At 49.4% G+C, this 19101-nt stretch carries 16 protein-coding genes; 1 reads left to right on the plus strand and 15 read right to left on the minus strand.

What is annotated here, in order from left to right:
* Positions 1-214: 214 nt before the first annotated feature.
* The 10 genes from hrpB to ABIC22_RS27745 form a co-directional block, all read right to left on the minus strand.
* Positions 215-2734 (minus strand): ATP-dependent helicase HrpB, encoded by a 2520-nt coding sequence (gene hrpB, locus ABIC22_RS27700; RefSeq protein ID WP_354485319.1) that lies wholly within the window; start codon positions 2732-2734, stop codon positions 215-217.
* 114 nt (positions 2735-2848) lie between these two features.
* Positions 2849-3655, minus strand: a complete 807-nt coding sequence (locus ABIC22_RS27705; protein WP_127536193.1) for an SDR family oxidoreductase — start codon at positions 3653-3655, stop codon at positions 2849-2851.
* 209 nt (positions 3656-3864) lie between these two features.
* Positions 3865-4695, minus strand: a complete 831-nt coding sequence (locus ABIC22_RS27710) for a protein phosphatase 2C domain-containing protein (RefSeq protein ID WP_246058095.1) — start codon at positions 4693-4695, stop codon at positions 3865-3867.
* A 20-nt stretch (positions 4696-4715) separates the two neighbouring features.
* Positions 4716-5468 carry a vWA domain-containing protein gene (locus tag ABIC22_RS27715; RefSeq protein WP_095287658.1) on the minus strand — a complete coding sequence of 251 codons (753 nt, stop codon included), beginning with the start codon at positions 5466-5468 and terminating at the stop codon, positions 4716-4718.
* 33 nt (positions 5469-5501) lie between these two features.
* Positions 5502-7595 carry a protein kinase family protein gene (locus tag ABIC22_RS27720; protein WP_354485321.1) on the minus strand — a complete coding sequence of 698 codons (2094 nt, stop codon included), beginning with the start codon at positions 7593-7595 and terminating at the stop codon, positions 5502-5504.
* Positions 7596-7751: 156 nt separating this feature from the next.
* A complete protein-coding gene (locus ABIC22_RS27725; protein ID WP_017689071.1) occupies positions 7752-8027 on the minus strand; it encodes a WXG100 family type VII secretion target in 276 nt (91 codons plus the stop codon).
* Positions 8028-8224: 197 nt separating this feature from the next.
* Complete coding sequence (locus tag ABIC22_RS27730; protein WP_095287660.1) at positions 8225-8773, minus strand: WXG100 family type VII secretion target; 549 nt, start codon at positions 8771-8773, stop codon at positions 8225-8227.
* 6 nt (positions 8774-8779) lie between these two features.
* Positions 8780-9610, minus strand: coding sequence for a hypothetical protein (locus tag ABIC22_RS27735; RefSeq protein ID WP_095287661.1), 831 nt, complete (start codon positions 9608-9610; stop codon positions 8780-8782).
* 16 nt (positions 9611-9626) lie between these two features.
* A complete protein-coding gene (gene essC, locus ABIC22_RS27740) occupies positions 9627-13631 on the minus strand; it encodes a type VII secretion protein EssC (protein WP_354485324.1) in 4005 nt (1334 codons plus the stop codon).
* Between the two features lie 55 nt (positions 13632-13686).
* The gene (locus ABIC22_RS27745; RefSeq protein ID WP_062326145.1) at positions 13687-14007 is read right to left on the minus strand and encodes a hypothetical protein; all 321 of its coding nucleotides are present in this window, start codon (positions 14005-14007) and stop codon (positions 13687-13689) included.
* Positions 14008-14429: 422 nt separating this feature from the next.
* Here ABIC22_RS27745 and ABIC22_RS27750 point away from each other — a divergent pair, with 422 nt between their 5' ends.
* Complete coding sequence (locus ABIC22_RS27750; protein WP_095287663.1) at positions 14430-14669, plus strand: hypothetical protein; 240 nt, start codon at positions 14430-14432, stop codon at positions 14667-14669.
* A gap of 99 nt (positions 14670-14768) precedes the next feature.
* On the opposite strand, the gene ABIC22_RS27755 is transcribed toward ABIC22_RS27750, so the two are convergent.
* The 5 genes from ABIC22_RS27755 to rsgA form a co-directional block, all read right to left on the minus strand.
* On the minus strand, positions 14769-14921 hold the full coding sequence (locus tag ABIC22_RS27755; RefSeq protein WP_164764155.1) for a hypothetical protein: 153 nt from the start codon (positions 14919-14921) through the stop codon (positions 14769-14771).
* Positions 14922-15123: 202 nt separating this feature from the next.
* Positions 15124-16599, minus strand: coding sequence for an aldehyde dehydrogenase family protein (locus ABIC22_RS27760; protein WP_354485326.1), 1476 nt, complete (start codon positions 16597-16599; stop codon positions 15124-15126).
* Between the two features lie 103 nt (positions 16600-16702).
* A complete protein-coding gene (locus ABIC22_RS27765; RefSeq protein ID WP_354485328.1) occupies positions 16703-17248 on the minus strand; it encodes a GNAT family N-acetyltransferase in 546 nt (181 codons plus the stop codon).
* A 114-nt stretch (positions 17249-17362) separates the two neighbouring features.
* Positions 17363-17701, minus strand: a complete 339-nt coding sequence (locus ABIC22_RS27770; protein ID WP_127536199.1) for a L,D-transpeptidase — start codon at positions 17699-17701, stop codon at positions 17363-17365.
* Between the two features lie 55 nt (positions 17702-17756).
* Positions 17757-18836, minus strand: a complete 1080-nt coding sequence (gene rsgA, locus ABIC22_RS27775) for a ribosome small subunit-dependent GTPase A (protein WP_483312606.1) — start codon at positions 18834-18836, stop codon at positions 17757-17759.
* Positions 18837-19101: the final 265 nt, after the last annotated feature.

Genomic DNA, 19101 nt, shown 5'->3' on the forward strand with positions numbered 1-19101 from the left:
ATTTAAGAGTTCGCTTCGCTATGTTATTACCCGTACCATTTTCTTTCAAACGCTTCCAGCCATAATATCGTGCGCAAATACGAATAAATACAGCTTTATTCGCTTATAAAACATAAGCTTATGAAGTCATTCTCATCAAGGGTCTCTCTGAAAAGCCAGATCAATATCCAAGCTTTTGTATATGCAATGGTGAGCGAAAAAAAGTCTTAATGCTCTAGCTGCGCGGCTTCGCCCGATTGGTGGCTATGGCCTCCAATGGATTGTCTGGCCAGTAATGCTTTGGATATCGGCCTTTCAGGTCTTTTTTCACCTCGAAATAAGTCTCCCGCCAAAAGTTCGTCAAATCCCGGGTCACCTGAACAGGTCGGTGCGCAGGGGACAACAGATGCAGGGTTAACGGCACCCGACCTCCAGCAATACGCGGTGAATCCTGCTGCCCGAACATTTCCTGAAGTCGTACCGCCAGTGTAGGATCTTCAGGTCGGCTATAATCAACCGGAATGCGTGATCCGCTGGGAACCTGAATATGAGTTGGCGCCTCCCGGTCCAACTGCTGCCGTTGTTCCCAGCTCAATCCGCTAAGTAACACGTCCTGCATGGACAGTTTCTTCAGATCCGAAGCTGAGCGCATTCCTGCCAGAAAAGGGCTGAGTTGATCTTCGAGTTCCGCTGATACATGATCCGCCGCGAGATCCGGCCACCCCGGCAGATGACGATGCAGAAAACGCAATCTGTCCGCCAGCTGCCTGGATGATTTGGTCCAAGGCAGACAATCCTGACCTTCTGTGCGGATTCCGCTTAGCAGCGCCTCCAGCACCAGATCTTCCGGAGGCTGTGCGATACTGCTCTCCTTCATCAGGATTGCTCCAATTCGCAGCCTTCGATGAGCCCGCACACTTCGTGTGCTGCGATCCCATGCAATCTGCACATCCTCCTCTATGAGATCAGCACTGTAGTCCAGCAAGAGCTGCTCACCCACCGGTGCAGCCAGCAGGATGCGTGCATCCGCGCCCTGGTCGTCCGCCTCGGCAGCGACCAGATAGGCTGAACGGCTCAGCGACTCCGCCTGGCTGAGCCGTACCCCGCGGCCGCTGCTCAGCAGGTAGCGGCCGTCCTCCCGGCGCTGTCCGATCCGGTCGGGATAGGCGAAGGACAGCAGCAGGCCGCAGCTGTCCTCGTCCGGCCGTTCCGGATCCTCCGGCGCCGGGCCGAGAGCCGTGCGCAGCTGTCGGCTCTCCTGAAGGATGCGCCGTACGGCAGCGATGTCTGCGACCGCCGCTGCCGCTTGCGGCGTACCGCTGCTGGCCGCCATCAGCAGCGCTTCCACGCGCGGGCGCAGGTCCGTGCCCGCGCCTGCACTGCCACTGCTGCGGAGGCCGGCAGGCTCCTGCAGCAGTGCCGCCAGCATGCTGGCGTAGCTGGCCAGCCCAAGCTCCGCCGCGCGGAGCAGCATGCTGGCCAGTCGCGGATGCACGCCAAGCGTGTTCATCCGCCGCCCGAAGGGCGTGATGCGGCCTGCGTCATCCAGGCCGCCCAGCTGCCGCAGCAGCGCCTGTGCCTGGCCGTAGGCCGCGGCCGGCGGGACGTCCAGCCACTGCAGTTCTGCAGGGGACTGGACACCCCAGGCGGCAAGCTCAAGCGCCAGCGGTGCGAGGTCCGCGGAGGCAATCTCCGGTCTGGCTGCCTCCGGCAGACCGTCATGAACCTCTTCGCTCCACAATCTATAGCACACCCCTGGTGCAATTCGCCCTGCACGCCCCCGCCGCTGATCGGCTGATGCCTTGGACACCGGCTGGGTAACAAGCCGACTCATGCCTGTGCGCGGGGAAAATACGGATGCACGACTCAGTCCGGCATCAACAACCACTCTGACACCCGGAAGCGTAAGGCTTGATTCCGCTATGGAGGTGGACAGTACGACCTTACGAATTCCTTCCGCAGCTGGGCGCACAGCCTCATCCTGACGTTCAATCGGCATGCTGCCATACAGGGAATGCACCTCAACATGAGAAGAAAGATTAAGCTTCGACAGTTCCCGTTCTGTCCGGTGAATCTCTCTGGCTCCTGGAAGAAAGACCAGTACGTCCCCTTCCTGCTGTGCCAGAGCTTTTACAACCGCTTGAGCCGTGAACTCCTCCAGCATAGCAGAAGCGGGTTTTGATACATAACGGGTTTCCACTGGAAACGTGCGTCCCGGACAATCAATCGCACGGGTCCCTTCGCCCAGCAATGTACAGATTGGGTCAGGGTCCAGCGTTGCCGACATAATCAGCACCTTCAGATCCGGACGCAGCATCGCCCGTGACTCCAGAGCCAGAGCCAAACCAAGATCGCCGTGCAGATGACGCTCGTGAAACTCATCAAAGATAATCATCGCTGTATCTTCAAGCCCCTGATCCTGCTGAAGCATGCGTGTAAGTACCCCTTCTGTGACAACTTCGATCCGCGTTGCCTGACTGACCCGACTGTCCATGCGGACACGGTACCCTACCTTCTGTCCCACGCTTTCATTCAGAGCTGCTGCCATCCGCACCGCGGCTGAGCGCGCCGCGAGTCTGCGGGGCTCCAGCATTATGATTTTACGCCCGTTTAGCCATGGTTCCTCTAATAGGGACAGAGGTACTACGGTTGTTTTACCTGCCCCCGGCTCTGCAATAAGCACACCCGTATCCTGCTCTCGAAATAGCTGTTTCAGCTCAGGCAAAACCTGTTGTATCGGTAATTCTATATTCATATTATCGCTCCTAATTCATAAGGCACCATGCAATATATCATCAATCCAAAGTGAATGTTAGCATTATAACAAAAAAAGCCGTCCCAGAGGAACGACTACTTTGGACCAGACGTATTAACGCAGCAACGATTCGGCGCCATCAATGACAATCTCTGCACCCGTAATGTGTTTGGATTCAGACGATGCCAGAAACGCGACAAGATTGGCCACATGCTCCGGCTGTCCAGGGCCATCTGCAAGCGGCTGCTCCCCTTCCGGGAATTCCATCGGAATAATGATTTGGTGCAATTCATCCGTTTTTACGGTGCTTTGATCAATATTGGTTGCGATGGCTCCCGGACATATGACATTAACCCGGATTTTGAACCTGGCCAATTCCAGTGCAGCCATCTTCGAAAAGGCAACCTGTCCCGCTTTCGATGTACTGTATGCCGACATCCCAAAGCTGGTGAACCGTTGGTTACCATTAATGGAACTCGTAATAACAATGCTTCCCCCGCCGCGTTTCTTCAGATGTGGGAGAGCGTACTTGATTGTAAAGAAGGTGCCATCCAGATTGGTCGTAATGATCCGCTGCCAATCCTCCACCTGAATTTCCTCAATTGGGGCCGAGACACCATTAATGCCTGCATTGGCAAACACAATGTCCAAACCGCCGAACAGCTCCACCGTTTCCAGCACCGCTTTTTCCACCCGGGCCGGATCGGAGATATCCACATCGAATGCGCGTGCAGCACCTGGATGTACGGCATTAATTTCGGCTTCCGTCTGAGAGATCCGATCATTCACCAGATCAAACAACGCAACGTGAGCACCTTCATTCGCCAATTTTAATGCCGTTGCCTTACCAATGCCGGAACCGGCTCCAGTAATGATAGCTATTTTGTTTGCAAACCGAGACTTGTCGTTATGTTGTGTCATGCTCCATTCCACTCCTTCTCAGCAATTATGTAAGAATGTACATCCAAGACTTGTGTATCAGCATGATGCAGCATGCTAACTAAGTAGATTCTTCACAAGATTACCCAAAAAGAGCGCCTTTTAAATCAATAACGACAAGTTTTTTCTCAGCTGATTTTTACCGCTAATTATACATATTCAAGACGAGTGACTTTTCTAAAGTAGTACATCTACCATTCCAGCTCAATGAAAGCGGCATCATCTTCAAGCCCGCCGGTATGTGCAGCATCCAGCAGTACCTGAATGTGTTCATCCGGAATATATGCCTGTATGGCATCCAGATCATTCAAACCATCTGTGTACAGCTGCAGACGAATTGGTTCATTGGATAGCTTCGCCTCATAAATATGAGGCTTGCCTCCAACTGACCCTTCCAGGGTTGACCAGCGTTCATTCGTCCGGCAGTGGTTCTGAAAAGCTCCGGATTGTTCCTGACCATTGCGCCATAGACGTATGCGCGAATCCCCTTGCCAAGCCATCCAGATACGACTTTTCCCCATACCGCGAGACAGCTCAATTCGACCACACACATACATCGCCTGGCTGCCTCTGCTTCGCTTCTCCATTAACACTTCGCGTAAAAGCAGGGGCGAGTTATCCAATGGCTGAATTTTCTTCAGCTGCTCGGATGCGGGAACCGTCAGTTCTTGAAGCAGATGCTCCATCGCTTCTGCCGTAGGATTAGAGGTTGTTTCCAACCACTCGAGGAGCGCATTGCCCAGAAAACGCGCGGCAAAATCACCAAGGTAACTCATGCCTACACCATCACACATGACGAACGTACATACATTTCCGTCCATGCGAACGGCAGCAAAGTCTTGACCCGAATCCCCCTGATGAACCGTCTCTGCAGCTCTTCCATAACCATAGCGACACTTAAAAGCACCCTGATAACGAGTAAGCGGCTGTTCTCCGGTCTGTGCGCTAACATAACGAAAGATTCCACGACGCTGCTTTCCTTGGCTTCCTCTCTCACCAGCAGGCAATGCTGCCAATCGCATCGTTCTCAAATAATCCCCTCCTATCTCACAGGCGTAGCAGCAGACATCTGAAACCCGATGGACACCAGTTCTGCACATGTGCCTGGCAGCATCATCAATGCACCGGGTGCGAGCAAATAGTCCGCCTCGACAAGCATTTCACGGTAACTTTCAGGCAGAACCGAAGACATATTGCGCAGCTTCTCTCCATGCTCATCCTTAAGAACGGTTTCCGGCGATATCCCCTTCCATCTTCTCGGTTCAGGGATAGGACCTTCCAATAGGTGATCGGATATAAAAATATTTTCGACGAGTACATTGCCATCAGGCACACTCATGCCCATAATTCGTTTGGCAATTGGTTCCGGATCTTCGCCCGTAGCCACTCCATCCGTCATATGACAGACGAGCGGCGCAGGACAATCCTGCATGTTCGGTATTTCAGCCTGCAGAATCTTCTCTGCCTGCAGAAAGGCTTTGGCCGAATCCGAGAAACGTTTAGGTGTCAGGTCTGGCAACGAACCAACCGCTGCAATTTCGTCGATTCCCTTAATTCCATTCAACAGGTCATAGACGTCATCGCTGTATGCAAGGATGGCAATCCGATAGCGAGGTGTCAATCGATTCCCTTTGGTTGAGCGAAACACCATCTGGCGTATGGCCAGGGCCAGGGCATCATAGACGACATCAATCCGTCTGCGGTTTTCCAGAACCATATTCATGGAGGCACTGATATCAATGAGATAAATAATAAGTGCGGGTGTGCGCTGGGATGCTTGTATTGTATAGTTCATCTGGGCCTGAGCCACCTCCGTCGTTCACATAATTTACAAGTTGGGAAGATTATAGTTGTTATTGCTCAAAAATTTATTAATTGCACTCATTCGCGCTGCGACCTTGCCTACCCCTTTGAAGTATGAAGCATCCGAGTTATACAAATTTTTGAAATCACGGGCATAGGATTCCGCATTTTCGATCTTTTTACCTTTTTGTGCATTATACGCCTTGTTATAATGTGCAATCAGCGTAACCACGTTCTGAGCACGTTTTTTCTTAAGTGCAGCCTTTCGAGCAGCTTCCTCGGCTGCTTTTTGCGCTTCCAGTTTGCGCTGTGCTTCAGCCGCTGCCTTGCGCTCCGCTTCCTGCTTCGCTACTTGAGCATCATGCTCTTTCTTCCAGACCAGGTAGGCTTCATACTTCGCCTGCTTGTCATACTTCTCCTGCAGCGCCTTCTTGGCTGCTTCTTCCTTCTGCTGTTCCTGCTTTGCGAGATAAGCCTCGTATTTTGCCTGTTTATCGTATTTCGCCTGAAGAGCTTTCCGTTCTTCTTCCTTTTTCTGTGCTTCAGCCAATTTTTGCTTTTCCTCGGCTTCAAGCTTCGCCGCTTCGGCTTCCTGCTTCTTCTTCTCTTCTTCCTCCTGCTTCAGCGCAGCAGCTTTTGCGGCTTCTGCTTCTTCGGCAGCCTTGATCTCTGCCAGTCTTGCTGCTTCTTGTTCCTCCTGCTGCTTGACTTCGGCCTGATCAGCCAAAATTTTGACAGTCGGCACGGTACCGGCCAGCAATACAACAAGGACAGCGGAAGAGATCATGAACTTTTTGGATCTGTAAAAAGGAACACGGACAGGCTGTGCGGCTTCTTCCTTGGGATTCAGTTTAGCATCCAGCCCGTTGATGGCAGCCTCAACTTCCATCTGCATCGCACTGTTAGCCGGAATGAAATGATACAGCGAACGGTATACTTCCAGGGCTGCTGCAGGCTTATCTTCATCCTCAAGAGCTCGGGCCTGCAGGAAGAGTCTGTTTACCACAGCTTCCTGTCCAGGAGGCACTTCAGGTATCGACGTGGACGAATGATGTCCATTAGCTGACTTCGAATCTGCTACACCAGTATCCGGTGCACTTGCGACTGTCTGGCTCGCCGCTTCACCATTTGCCGCATCTGCTGCTTGGTCCTCAGGTTCCTTCACTCCGGCCGCTTCCGCCTGACTGGCGTTAGCTGATGCCAGGGCAACAAACCATTCACCAAATGTTGGGCAGCTGCTCAAATCGTGACTCTCCCAGGCACGGATGAACAGATCGGATATTTTGGAACCCCATCGATTCTGGAGTGAATCCCGCATAGCAAAATAGCGTTCACTCACTGTTTGCATTTCATGCTGGTCAAAATAACTTTCTCCCCATGCCTTCTCCACAATAGTCGAATCAGACCAGCTCAGCATCTCGGCGATAATAACTGCACCAGCAAAACGATCGGCATATGAGCTCCACAGACCACTGTGTACTGCCCGGTGAGCTGCATAACCAGGTGAACCGGCAAGTAGAGCATCTGGACGATCCATTTTGGAACCGTACATCTGCTCTACATCGACAAGTTCAACCGCGGATGGAGCCCCCAGGTTTTCCACTTCGGAAAAAAACGGAATCATCACATTGGGTGCGGACAAATCACAATGAGCAAGTCCTCGTTGCTCCATGGCCGAACCAGTCCCTGCTAGTGCTCTAGCCAACTTCAGACTTTCTTCTGCAGTCAGCTGTTTCTGATCACTGATTACGTCAAACCAGGTCAGACCCTGCACCCACGGCATCAAAACCGCGTACAACAAATCGGGATGTTCACCAATGAGCGCTCCGTTTCTTTCCGGAGTGAGCACATCACGCTTGCATACCTGCAAACCTGGCAGTTCACTATAAGGCTCCATATGCTCAGACTGATAGACCATAGCCGGGATACGGAATTTAGGGAAAAATACTTTTAGTGCTTTGGCCCCACTTATTGAACCATTTCGGGGTAATAACTGGTAAACGATCCCTTGCCTTCCGGCTTGGGCGTAAGCCAGACCGGGCGCAGCCGGGTGCTGCCCAATGGTATAGGCAATGTCATTGATCACCACTTCATCCCCGGGATTCGGTTGAAAAGACATGCTCATCCCTCTCTCTGTCATTCTGTCATAGTGCAGCAAAAACCGGGAGTCGTAAAACGCCCGGTTTTTGCTGTAGTTATACATCTTCAGCTTGCTGCCTGCGTACGATCAAGTGCCGGGTCAGACATGACATCGGCCTGATCTATGTAAAGCAGTTTAGCGAGCTTGGTCAGCTGTACGGAATTTGTTGGCAATAGCCGTCAGTTCCGCGCTGATGCTGTTCAGCGTTTGAACGAATGATTGCATTTGTTTGCTTGCTTCCTGGAACTCTTGGAAGAAGCGTTGTTTCGTCATACCTTCCCATTGTCCTTCCATGCTAGTGATGGATTGAGTCAATGTAGAAACGATTTGCTGACTTTGCTCACCGCTTTGTTTGAATTGGTTGGAAACCTGATCAAGTTGTTCTGGGGTAACTAAAATGCGTCCTGCCATGTGTAAATTCCTCCTTGGTTTGTGCAATTAAATTTTTGCTTGTTCAAATTGTACTATACCAGGATCGATCGAACAAAAGCCGAAGGACCTAATCCTATTTACCCCATTATTGGTGATTGAAACTTCCCCTAACAGACTATTTACATAAATGATTCACTTTCTGCTGTCCTTAATGCGCACCTCTGTAAACTGCCTAATCAGGATACCACAGGTTCGGTTCCTCTTCTCCCCCGAAAGGTGGGATCTGTGAATCTCCACGCTACAGGTTCAGGCTGCATCGCCTGAATCAATGTAGCCGGAGAACCGTCGGGCGGCGCAGCATCCTGCACCCGGTATACTGCCGCCACCGCGGAAAGGGGATCGGATACTACAGCAGCAGCTGCGGCGTGTGTAGGCATGATTTCCCCTACACGATTGTTTTCTAGAACGTTAAGCATATTGACCGCATTGCCATAGGCTGTGTTCACATGACTCAGCACTGTACGATACTCCATGTCTGCCTGCTGGAATAACAAGGCTTTGCGTCCCAATTGCACGCTTAAGTCCATAAAACGACGCACCGCATCTTCGCCAAGTCGCTTGCTGTGACTCCATTCACTCATCACCGCAGCCCGGGCCTCAATATCCCACTCCAGCGAATGGATTGCCTGTTCCAACACTGTCATCTTTTGCTGTATTTGCTCCGCCGCATACTGAATCTGCCTGCTCAGTGCCCGAAGCACATCCGGTTCCACACGAATGCGCATTTACCATCACCTTTCCTCTTCCCCTGCAGGCTGTTTAAGCCAGTCCAGCAGCATCTCGTGAAACTGTTCTCTCGTCGTCAGCGCCGCTACAAGCCAATCATCGGAAGCGGCTGTACTCATGCGGAACAACCAGTTGGATACAGAGCTAGCAGCGAATGCTGCTGACTGTGACTTCCAACCTTCTCCGTTCCATACAAGCAATCGCAGTTCACCATCTGATTCTTTGTTAACCAGACAACGTGCAAGAGCCAGCGAACCTTCCGGATCGTTCGTCTCCTGTGCCAGTTCATCAGCAACTGCAGATTCTTCTTTGTTGTTAAGCTCGTTCATAACATCATAGAATTTTTTCTTGGAGCACATCAATGCCGGCTTCTCCGCTGGTGAATGGCCACTCCATTTCATCCTTTGAATCAGGAAGTCAATCGCTTCACGAACGTTCCCGAGATCGGATAACCGGAAGGAGTCCGGTTCATCAGCAACACGGGAAACTTCAACGACCCGTTCGTCCGTGCAATGGATATAACTTTCATACGAAGTGCCACTGGATGTGTAGCGAATCCAGCAAGCCCTGTCTGACAATCCAGCAATGGCTACTCTGGAGAAAACGGTCGGTGTCATGATCAGCTCATTGCTGTCCTGATCCTGAATCAAATATCCCTTTTCGAGCAGAGAAGTTTTGACGTGCTCCCATTCCACAGCGATGTCTTCTGCCATGTAACCGCGGAAGGGGTCTTCAACGCCAAGCAATCGGTCTGAACCGAGAATCCCGGCCAGGAAAAAAAGTTCTTTTATTTGTAAAGTGACTACCTTTTGCTTGGAATCATGAACCGTCAACATTATGAGCCACCTCCCCTCAAACTACAACATGCCATCGGTCACGAATTTCAGAAATCCAATCTGTCATTTTCCAGGTGTCATCACAAGGAACTGCACCTTTAACCCTGGAATATTTGCGTTTAACATAATAACCTTGACCTGGTGGCAGTACCTTCAGCCCAGCTGAGCTGCCTCCAGATTCGGTATAAGGAATACGGAAGAACGAGAGATCGTTAGGGTCTAAAGTCCCGAACAACAATCCACTCTGGGAAGCCTTCACATCACTTACCCAGTCTGAACCAAACGTTGGGAAATCAGCTGGAACACCCGAAAGTATGACATGTATCCCGCGATCCCGTCCTTGACGAACAATCGCCCCCAATTGATCTTTCACATTAAAATCATTCAACTGTTTGGACAGGGTATCCGCATCATCGATGACAAGCACGATCTCCGGTCCACCCTTTAACTCGCCTCTTTTTAGAACTTCATCGTACAACTGTTGGATCACAGGCGCAAGCTGTTCTTCACGAGACACATGTCCGCGGACATGGGGCAAACTGCTGATCTCTCCCAGTCCTCCGGTACCATATCTCATATCTACCGTATATATTTGTACATCTTCAGGAGAAGCATGATACGCCAGAGATAACATCCATGTCAACAAAAATGTTGTTTTACCACCCTCCATGGGACTAGTGACCATAAAATGCGGACCTTCACGCAGGTTCAGCAAGAAAGGCTCGAGATCATCTGTCAACAAGCCTACAGGAACATTGACCGTCGAAAATTCACCTGCTTGGGCAAATGCCCCCGTACTTACAAGTAAATCCTTGAGCTTCACTTCTTCAGGAAGCGGAGCAATCTGCGGAGCCTCTTCTCCTGTCCAGCTATCCCGAATCTCTGCGATCAATCCGCGGAGAGCAGACGAACGTTTCCCTTCATCCTCTCCGGACGATGGCAAAGCCGCCTGGAACATTAATGGTGGTACCTGTCCTTTCACAAGACCTCTGCCTGGTGGAAGCTGGCTCGGTGCCTTGGAAGGCCGTCCAACTGCGTAATAATAGTCACTTGGATCGGATAGTTCAAATGAGACCGCGTTTGGTATGTTGCTTCTGAACTTCTCGAAGACATCTGTCACCCGATTCGCAGTCAGAATGAACGTAATTCCAAGACTTCCACCTTCACGAAGAATCGTTTCCAGCAGTTCATTCTCTTCTGGGTAGGCATTACGGAATGATAGATAGCCATCAATTACAACAACAATCTGTGGAACAGATGCATGTGCTGTACGACGATAAGCCGAAATCGTTTTAACCCCTGCCTCCGAGATCATATCCTTGCGCTGTGCTGACAACTTCAGAATATACCGGAAAAGACGCTTGATCCGATCCTCCTCTTCGGCCATCAGAACGCCACCGATCTGCGGCAGTCCTGTAAAGTCCTTCATCATCCGTCCCATATCAATAATGTATCCATGCCATGGATCCGTACGACGAGAACGTGCCAGTGACATCAGCAAAGTCTGGACAAACGTCGTTTTACCCAAACCAGGCATACCGTACACAATCAAATGCCCTTGATCTACGGGGAGTGCAAGAGGCATCTGACGCTGGTTAGGCAGATCGTCAAGCAGACCAACCACCGGCTTCAATCCACTTGCTCCGCCGTCAAGCAGTAGCTCTCTGTGCTCTTCATCCTGCCAATCCGCTAGACTGTCCCATTCCAGCGTCTCTGGAAGGGGAGGCAGCCATGGACCAGGCAATCTTTTGATTCCTGCATCTGCGGCAGACTGTGCCACATAATCGATGAAGACCTGTAGTTGTTTAGGAACATCTTCGCCTTTGAGGACTGCCCTGCGTTCGCCAGTCAAAAGTGGTTCTCTCTTACCGTTAAGACGCACCTCCATGACAGGCAGTACAGTTGATGTGTCCTCCTGCTGGTTATAAGGCGCACCACTCCAGGCAAACTGCATTTCCTCAAATACCTCATCACTGCCGACCTGGAAATATCCGCGGCCCGGCTTGGTAATCCATGCTGCATTAGGGATTTTGATCATATCCCGGCTGTCTCCCTCGCTCTGTACACGAAGACAGATGCGGAAACGGGAGTTACTCCATATTTTGTCATCCACTACGCCTGCCGGCTTTTGAGTTGCCAGAATCAGATGGACACCCAGTGTTCGGCCAATAGCCGCAATACTAATCAACTCATCCATGAATTCCGGCTGGTCCCGTTTCAATTGGGCAAACTCATCAATAATAATGACCAAATGAGGCAATGGCTGTTCATGTCTGGAACGTAAAATCTTGTAATATTCATCAATGTGCTGAAGGTTACCGGCATCATTCAATATCTTCTGCCTTCTGACCAATTCGGCCCGAAGCGAGATATTGGCCCGTTCAATCAGGTTGCCATCCAGGTTGGTGATCGTTCCCACCACGTGAGGCAGGCCTACGAACGTATTGGACATCCCGCCTCCTTTATAGTCAATCAACATAAAGGCCAGGTCATGGGGATGGAACTCGGCAGCCAGGGAAGCCACGATAGATTGAATGACCTCACTTTTACCTGAACCCGTCGTACCTGCGATCAATCCGTGTGGGCCGTGACCCTGACGTTCAATTTTATCATGCAAGTTGATGGCAATTTTCTTGCCACCTGCGCGCACGCCCATGGGTACAGGCAGCGTATCCGGATATCGTGTCTGGCCCCATCGGGTGATTACATCCAGGTCTTCAACACGTGAGGTGCCAAGCATATCAAATAACGGAAGGATTTGCGGGATGTCCGAAGCGGAAGATCGCTTCAGCCGAATGGGAGACATGTAACGTGAGAGTGCCTCAGCGGTCTCTTTTGATATCACATCTGGTGTGTACGTCTGCTGTACTACGTCAGCATCTTCCGTTTTTTTGATGTACACACCCTTGCCTTTGGATGCTTCCATGATCAATTGACAATGCATCGGAAGGGATTCCTTGCGGTTCGCCAGAATAATGGTACACACATCGATCTCCTGTGCAGATTCAAGCAATAATGGAAGAAGAGGCTCTTCTTCGATAAGCTGTGTGTCCGAGAGAACCACCACATAACATGGAGTCTGCACACTTTTTTTGTATCGGTCCTCTTTGTTGTTTCGACGACGGTTTAACACGGAAAACAAGCTGTCCGCCAATTGATGCGCACCGCTGTGCCTGTCGGCCATATAGCGTTGTCCCTGATCTTCATCCCAAATATGGGGTAACCAGCGCAGCCAGTCCCATTCCTTCGCTTCTTTCTCTTCATAAAAAGCAGCAATCTTCAATTCATCCGGCGAATGCCGCACCGTGAGTTGTGAAATGATGACGCGCAGGGAAGCAAGCACTTCCTCCCGATTCCCCACCAATCCCATCACTTTCGATTGGAACAGCGGGAGTGTAATGGAAGCATCGGGGACCGTCTCAAATTCTGCTGCAAGTTCATGAGCTGCCTCGATTAATTCATCTTTTTCATAACCATCCACTCGTGGAACCTGCAGTTTAATTCGGAATGGAATTTCTCCCGTACCGATCCGGACCTGCAAGAAATCGTCATCTTCCGGTGAACGCTCCCATAAGGAACTGTTACGATTCTTCACGACTTGGAGACAAACATTGGGATCACCATGAATCTCGTACAGGCTCTTGACCTGCTCGGCTTGAGCTTCCTTGAGCTCTTCACGGTGCTTATCCAGTTGTGCTCGGTACATGGCCTTACGTTCTTCGATCTTTTTGCGATACGTCTTTTTGTTACTCAGATACACAAAAAACGGAATGGTATATGACGTAAGCATCATCATGACAGTCATCATCTGAAACATCATATAACTGGGGTTGCCCATTTTGCCCGTCATGTTGATATATACGTAGAATCCGATACTGACCATCGTCATCATGATCGGTATTATAATAGAAATCATTGAAAACGTAGGTTTGCTCGGCTCCGTTGGAGGTCTGAGAATTTCCAGCCTTTCTTCCTTAAGAACCGGTGTCATTCTTGGAGAACGTTGATATAACACATTCACGAAGAGAAGACCTCCTTATCATTGGTTCGATAATGAATGTATACGTCAAGTAGCCTCATTCGTTGCTGTCCTGCTGAAATAATGAACGTCTTCCGTATACAGGTGCTTCTTCTGTAGTGGTGGAGAATGCCCGCTGAACCCGTACACAGCTTCCTTGCCGCAGGCCCGTTTCCATCAGCTGCTGCGAGTTCTGCGGAGAGAACCACAGACCTTCGGGAAATTTGGCTTCAAGGATGTATTGGATACCATCACCAGGCGCCTGTCCAAAGATCCGCACCCCCAGCAATGTTTTTAAATGTTCAATCGTACACTCATCCGGGACTTCAATGTCGAACCATTCACCTTCCTCCCGGCCGGAATACACGGTAAGAATCATCATAATCCCTCCCATGGTCTCATATGTAAATTGTCCTAATGTCAAATTAAATCAAAAAAATGCAGATGAATCGTTATTCCAATCCTATTTTCTTACATTAACACCCTGTTTGCAATGTACAACCTGTATTTTTGTTACATATGACCCACATAATTATTAAAATATCGTCCGATGGACTCAGAACTTTTGAGGCATTATTCATGTTAATGGTTGCGAGGATGCGAAAACGATTCTCTTTTTTCCATATAAATGGGAGAGAAAATTCTGTATTCGGGACTTCCTATTCCTTCGTCCACAATCAAATTGTGAACACTTTTCAAACATTGCCCACCTTTATGTTTTCATAAGCTGATTTTAAGGTAATTTTAAGCATTGGAATTTAATATAACCAGTATGAAATAACTCTCGTGAGGTGATTTCTAGTGAGAACACTAATAACTTTTCAAAACAAATCAATCCCTGTATATTTCAATCAAGAAAACAAACAACCTATGCAAAAGACATTAAGACTGCTTAGCAGTGCCCTTGAGCATAAAATCAGTAATGGTAAACGCGCTTTGCAAAAATGTCTGCACTCTTTGATTAGCATTGAGATTGTCGGTTGTGAGGCCATTCTGCACAGCCGCAGTGAAAATGACTCTCTAGCCTTGTCGCTGTATTAAAGCAGAGTCGGTAAAGAAATTGCATATGCAAGGAAAAAGGAAGCTGTCCATGAAGACAAGCTTCCTTTTTTTGATGAAGGCAAGATTCCTCTATTTATTTTAATGTACTTTGCTGACAGCATAAGTAGTCTCATGCTCCTCTGCGATCTCGGCTCTGCGGATACGAATGACAAACAGCCGAACCAGATTGGCACGTGTATGCTCTTCCTGACAAGTGCTCAATTTTTTCAGAATAAAACGGTCAATGGACATGGAATTCAAGCCCCTTTACCTTTGGATTTACGGATCGGTACTCCCGTGTATCCATAAATAACCAGATTGGACGAGCCCCAAACAGCTTTTGCCTCGGATTTCTTCACGTCCAAATTCATGATGTAAAAACGTGCAAAAGCCCGTCACCTCAAGGCAGGAGCGGACTTTCGCATTCCATGTCGATCTATCTCGAACGATTGGTTTAATTGATGCCAGGGAAATCCCGGTATTGATGCTGCAGACTGATCCAACGGGTACGTGTGAATTTCTCGATGGCCCAATCGCCACCAAAGCGGCCAATTCCGGAAGATTTTTCGCCGCCAAACATGACATGTGCCTCATCATTTACAGATTGGTCATTCACATGCACCATGCCGGATTCAATGTTCTGGGCTACCCGGTAACCCCTCTCCAGATTGCTGGTGAATACAGAACCACTTAATCCGTATGGTGTATCATTTGCTAGACGGACAGCTTCTTGCTCGTCCTCTGCACGCATGAGGACGGCCACCGGACCAAACAGTTCCTGTTGGACAATATCCTGTTCAGGTTTGACATCCACAAGCACCGTCGGTTCCAACACACTGCCCTTACCTGATCCGCCATGAAGCAAGCGCGCCCCCTCTTCCTGAGCAGTTTGGATCCATTCCAACAAGCGCTGTACTTCTTTTTCACGAATAAGGGGACCTACCATCGTTTCTGAATCTGCAGGATCTCCTGTCCGTATGCGCTTCGTTTTGTCCACGAACGATTTGACAAATTGGTCATATACATCGGCATGTATGATGATCCGGTTGAGTGCCATGCAGATCTGCCCCTGATGAAGAAATTTGCCAAAAACCGCAGCCTCGGCGGCTCGCTCAATGTCTGCGTCTTCGAGTACCACCATTGCATTATTACCGCCAAGCTCAAGTGCTGTTTCTTTCAAATGTTCTCCTGCCAGTTTTCCGATCCCCTGCCCGACTTTGGTCGATCCTGTAAAGGAAATCACCTTGGGAATGGGATGAGCAACAAAATAATCTCCTATTTCACCACCACTTCCGGCAACCACATTCAGGACACCTTCAGGTAATCCGGCTTGATGAAATAAATCCGCGATCAACCAGCCTGCCGTAATCGGCGTGTCCGATGCCGGCTTAATAACTACACCATTCCCGAGTGCAATGGCCGGAGCAACGGAGCGAAGACACAAATGGAGCGGGAAGTTCCATGGTCCAATGACTCCAACCACACCCTTGGGTTCGCGAATGACTCGGTTTTCTTTGCCTGGCGTGTTTGAAGGAATCAGCTCACCTTTCATTCGGTAGGGGAACGAAGCCGATTCATCCACGATACGTTTCGCTGCGGCAAACTCCGATTCTGCCTTAATACGCGTGCTACCCGATTCTGTAATCAGCAGATTTAATATTTCTTCTTTGCGATCGGTCATCAAGGATGACACTTTTCGCAATATGCCTTCTTTTATACCTGGCAGGGACTTTCTCCATTCCAATGAGCTATTTTGGGCGGCTTCGTATGCCCGATCTATGTCCGTCTTACTGGAAGAACGCCAGGTTGCAATCACTTCCCCCGTATAAGGGTTCATGTTCTCCATCGTTTTCTCACCGGAGCCTTCTACCCAATCGCCATTAATATACTGTTTGGTCCAAGTTGCAGATGTTTTCTCCATTAAAGTCATCTGGATGCGCCTCCTAATCAGGATTAGATGTTCTTCTTCTATAAGAAGTGTAGTACTTCATTAACCTGATTAAAGATTGCGCAAACGCGTCACTCAGACTCTACTATTCGGATGGAGGTGCCTCCTGTCGGGCAAAATCATTCAGCTTCTCCCAGCCGTAGGCTATCTCAATCAGATCTTGCCCTCCTATTCGTATGGGTTGTGTATGGACAGGACTTCCACCCATCTTTTCATAAAAACGGCATGCCGAATTTCTCTCCAATGCCCAGATCAACAGACGCTTCATGTCCAGAGAATGAAGATACCGGACAACTTGCACAGCCAGTTGCTGACCAATTCCCTTTTGTTGTACATCTTCCAGCAAATAAATGGCATATAACTCTGCATCATAAGGCAGCTTACCTTCGCGCTCCCTTCCTCCGCAGGCAAATCCGACAATATTCCCTCCCGGCTGTTCAGCCACCACCAGAATCTGATTTTTTTCGTCAGAGCGTATGGTTTGCTCCCATTGAGATATTCTTGATTCTGTAGTCAAATGATCCAAAAAATCATCCGGTATAATATTGCGATATGTCGTCTTCCAACTCTCAGTATGTACATAGGCAATTCCTTCTGCATCCCCTTCACGGGCTTGTCTGATCTGTATCAACGAACACTCACCTACCTCTCAGATTGTAGTGATTGTACATTATTATAAGCATGTTGATTCTATTTACCAAATCCATCCATATAGTCCGATTTAGGAAAGAGTAGCGATCAGCCCTTAGGGCCGGATCGTTACTCTTGTGCCTACAGATACCTTTGAAGAGAGATCCAACACATCTGGATTGTACATACGGATACATCCGTGTGATACAGACTTGCCGATAGACGAAGGTTCATTCGTCCCATGGATGCCATAATGAGGTTCAGATAACCCCATCCACAGTACACCAAAGGGTCCACCCGGATTGACTTGTTTATTGACAATGGTAAATTCCCCGTTTGGAGTCTGAGTAAGCATCTTGCCTGTTGCCACAGGATACCCCTTAACTACCTGATCGCCATCCAGAAGATATAACATGTGATCCGACAGATCTACAATAATTCTGTAATCCGGCATTATGACATCCCTCCTGACCTATTCTATGCTGAAGCCATAAGGATGCCCGCCTAATTTAGAGCTCTTCCCAATCGTTTACTCTCCGGGCATGTTTGGGTTTACGTGAATTCGCAGGTTTGCTTGTAGCCGTCCGCCGCTTGGAAGCAACTGCTTCTTTCCGCTGCTGATACTGCAATTCCTTCTGCATTTTCAGGTAATTGTTTAGCCTTTTTTCTTCCAGAGACCCATTTTGAATGGCTTCGGTAACAGCACAGCCCGCTTCACGTGTATGACTGCAGTCCACGAATCTGCATGCTTCAGCAAGTTGCTCTATTTCACCAAACGCCTGAGAAAGTCCATCATTGCCCTCGTCCCACAGGTTCAGCTCACGCATACCAGGTGTATCAATGAGTACAGCCCCTTGGGGCAAAACGAACATCTCCCGATGGGTTGTCGTATGTCTTCCACGGCTATCGTCCTCCCGGACGGATTGGGTAAGCTGTACATTCCGTCCCATCATCCAGTTGACAAGAGTAGACTTGCCGCTTCCTGAAGAACCCGTCAAGGCTACTGTGGTCCCTGGCTGCAGATAGGTTTCGAGTGAAGCTTTTCCATGATCCTGGGCAGCTGACAGCACCAGTACTTCAATGCCTGGGGCAATCCCTTCTACCATCGCCCTTTTTTCCTCTACATCAGTGCATAGATCACTCTTGCTCAAAACGATGACAGGTCTAACCCCTCCATTCCAGGCCATCATGATATACCGCTCCAACCGTCTAAGGTTAAAATCATGATTAAGCGCTGCGACGATCAGCAAGGTATCTACATTTGCAGCAATCAGCTGCTCTTTCGTTACGGACCCTGCAGCCTGCCTGGATACCCGGCTCTTCCTTGAGAGAATACCGTGAATTGTAGCCTCTTCTCCGGGCTCTCCCGTCATTGCTACCCAATCCCCTACCGCAGGAAGTGTCCCTGTCTCCAGGTTGTCATGACGCATACGTCCCGATACCCTTCCCCAGCATTCACCACCGGCTGTAATAAGACGCTGCAATTGTCCGTGGTCAGCTATGACTCGCGCAGGTTTTCTCAGTTGCTGTTCCATCCCGGATTGCTGCCAAAATTCCTGCCATTCAGCAGACCAGCCGTACTTCTCCATGTGATTGTTCAAATTAGAATTTCCTCCTACATTATGTTTTTATAACTACCTACCCATGATGTGAATGAGCCCTCCAGATCGGATTAAACGCAAATAAAATAAACCACGAGTGATAAACCACCCGCGGCAATTCGAAGTTAACAGAATCAAGATCCCCCTATAAGCACTATCAGCAGAACGTTAAGTTTAACAACCTGCAGCATGCAATACAGGACACCCTTCTTTTCCGGTAATCAAAAAAAGCCACGGGTGCGTCACCCGTGGC

It is taken from the genome of Paenibacillus sp. PvP094 (assembly GCF_040546835.1).
GTDB classification, from domain to species: Bacteria; Bacillota; Bacilli; order Paenibacillales; family Paenibacillaceae; genus Paenibacillus; species Paenibacillus illinoisensis.

Bases quoted from the DNA above. Each gene is read 5' to 3' on its own strand.
- ABIC22_RS27730 (WP_095287660.1), bottom strand. From the start codon at position 8,773: ATGCGCATTCGTGTGGAACCGGATGTGCTTCGGGCACTGAGCAGGCAG.
- ABIC22_RS27710 (WP_246058095.1), bottom strand. From the start codon at position 4,695: ATGCGATTGGCAGCATTGCCTGCTGGTGAGAGAGGAAGCCAAGGAAAG.
- ABIC22_RS27735 (WP_095287661.1), bottom strand. From the start codon at position 9,610: ATGTTGACGGTTCATGATTCCAAGCAAAAGGTAGTCACTTTACAAATA.
- ABIC22_RS27760 (WP_354485326.1), bottom strand. From the start codon at position 16,599: ATGACTTTAATGGAGAAAACATCTGCAACTTGGACCAAACAGTATATT.
- ABIC22_RS27745 (WP_062326145.1), bottom strand. From the start codon at position 14,007: ATGATTCTTACCGTGTATTCCGGCCGGGAGGAAGGTGAATGGTTCGAC.
- ABIC22_RS27720 (WP_354485321.1), bottom strand. From the start codon at position 7,595: ATGTCTTTTCAACCGAATCCCGGGGATGAAGTGGTGATCAATGACATT.
- ABIC22_RS27705 (WP_127536193.1), bottom strand. From the start codon at position 3,655: ATGACACAACATAACGACAAGTCTCGGTTTGCAAACAAAATAGCTATC.
- ABIC22_RS27725 (WP_017689071.1), bottom strand. From the start codon at position 8,027: ATGGCAGGACGCATTTTAGTTACCCCAGAACAACTTGATCAGGTTTCC.
- ABIC22_RS27755 (WP_164764155.1), bottom strand. From the start codon at position 14,921: ATGTCCATTGACCGTTTTATTCTGAAAAAATTGAGCACTTGTCAGGAA.
- rsgA (WP_483312606.1), bottom strand. From the start codon at position 18,836: ATGGAGAAGTACGGCTGGTCTGCTGAATGGCAGGAATTTTGGCAGCAA.
- ABIC22_RS27715 (WP_095287658.1), bottom strand. From the start codon at position 5,468: ATGAACTATACAATACAAGCATCCCAGCGCACACCCGCACTTATTATT.
- hrpB (WP_354485319.1), bottom strand. From the start codon at position 2,734: ATGAATATAGAATTACCGATACAACAGGTTTTGCCTGAGCTGAAACAG.
- ABIC22_RS27770 (WP_127536199.1), bottom strand. From the start codon at position 17,701: ATGCCGGATTACAGAATTATTGTAGATCTGTCGGATCACATGTTATAT.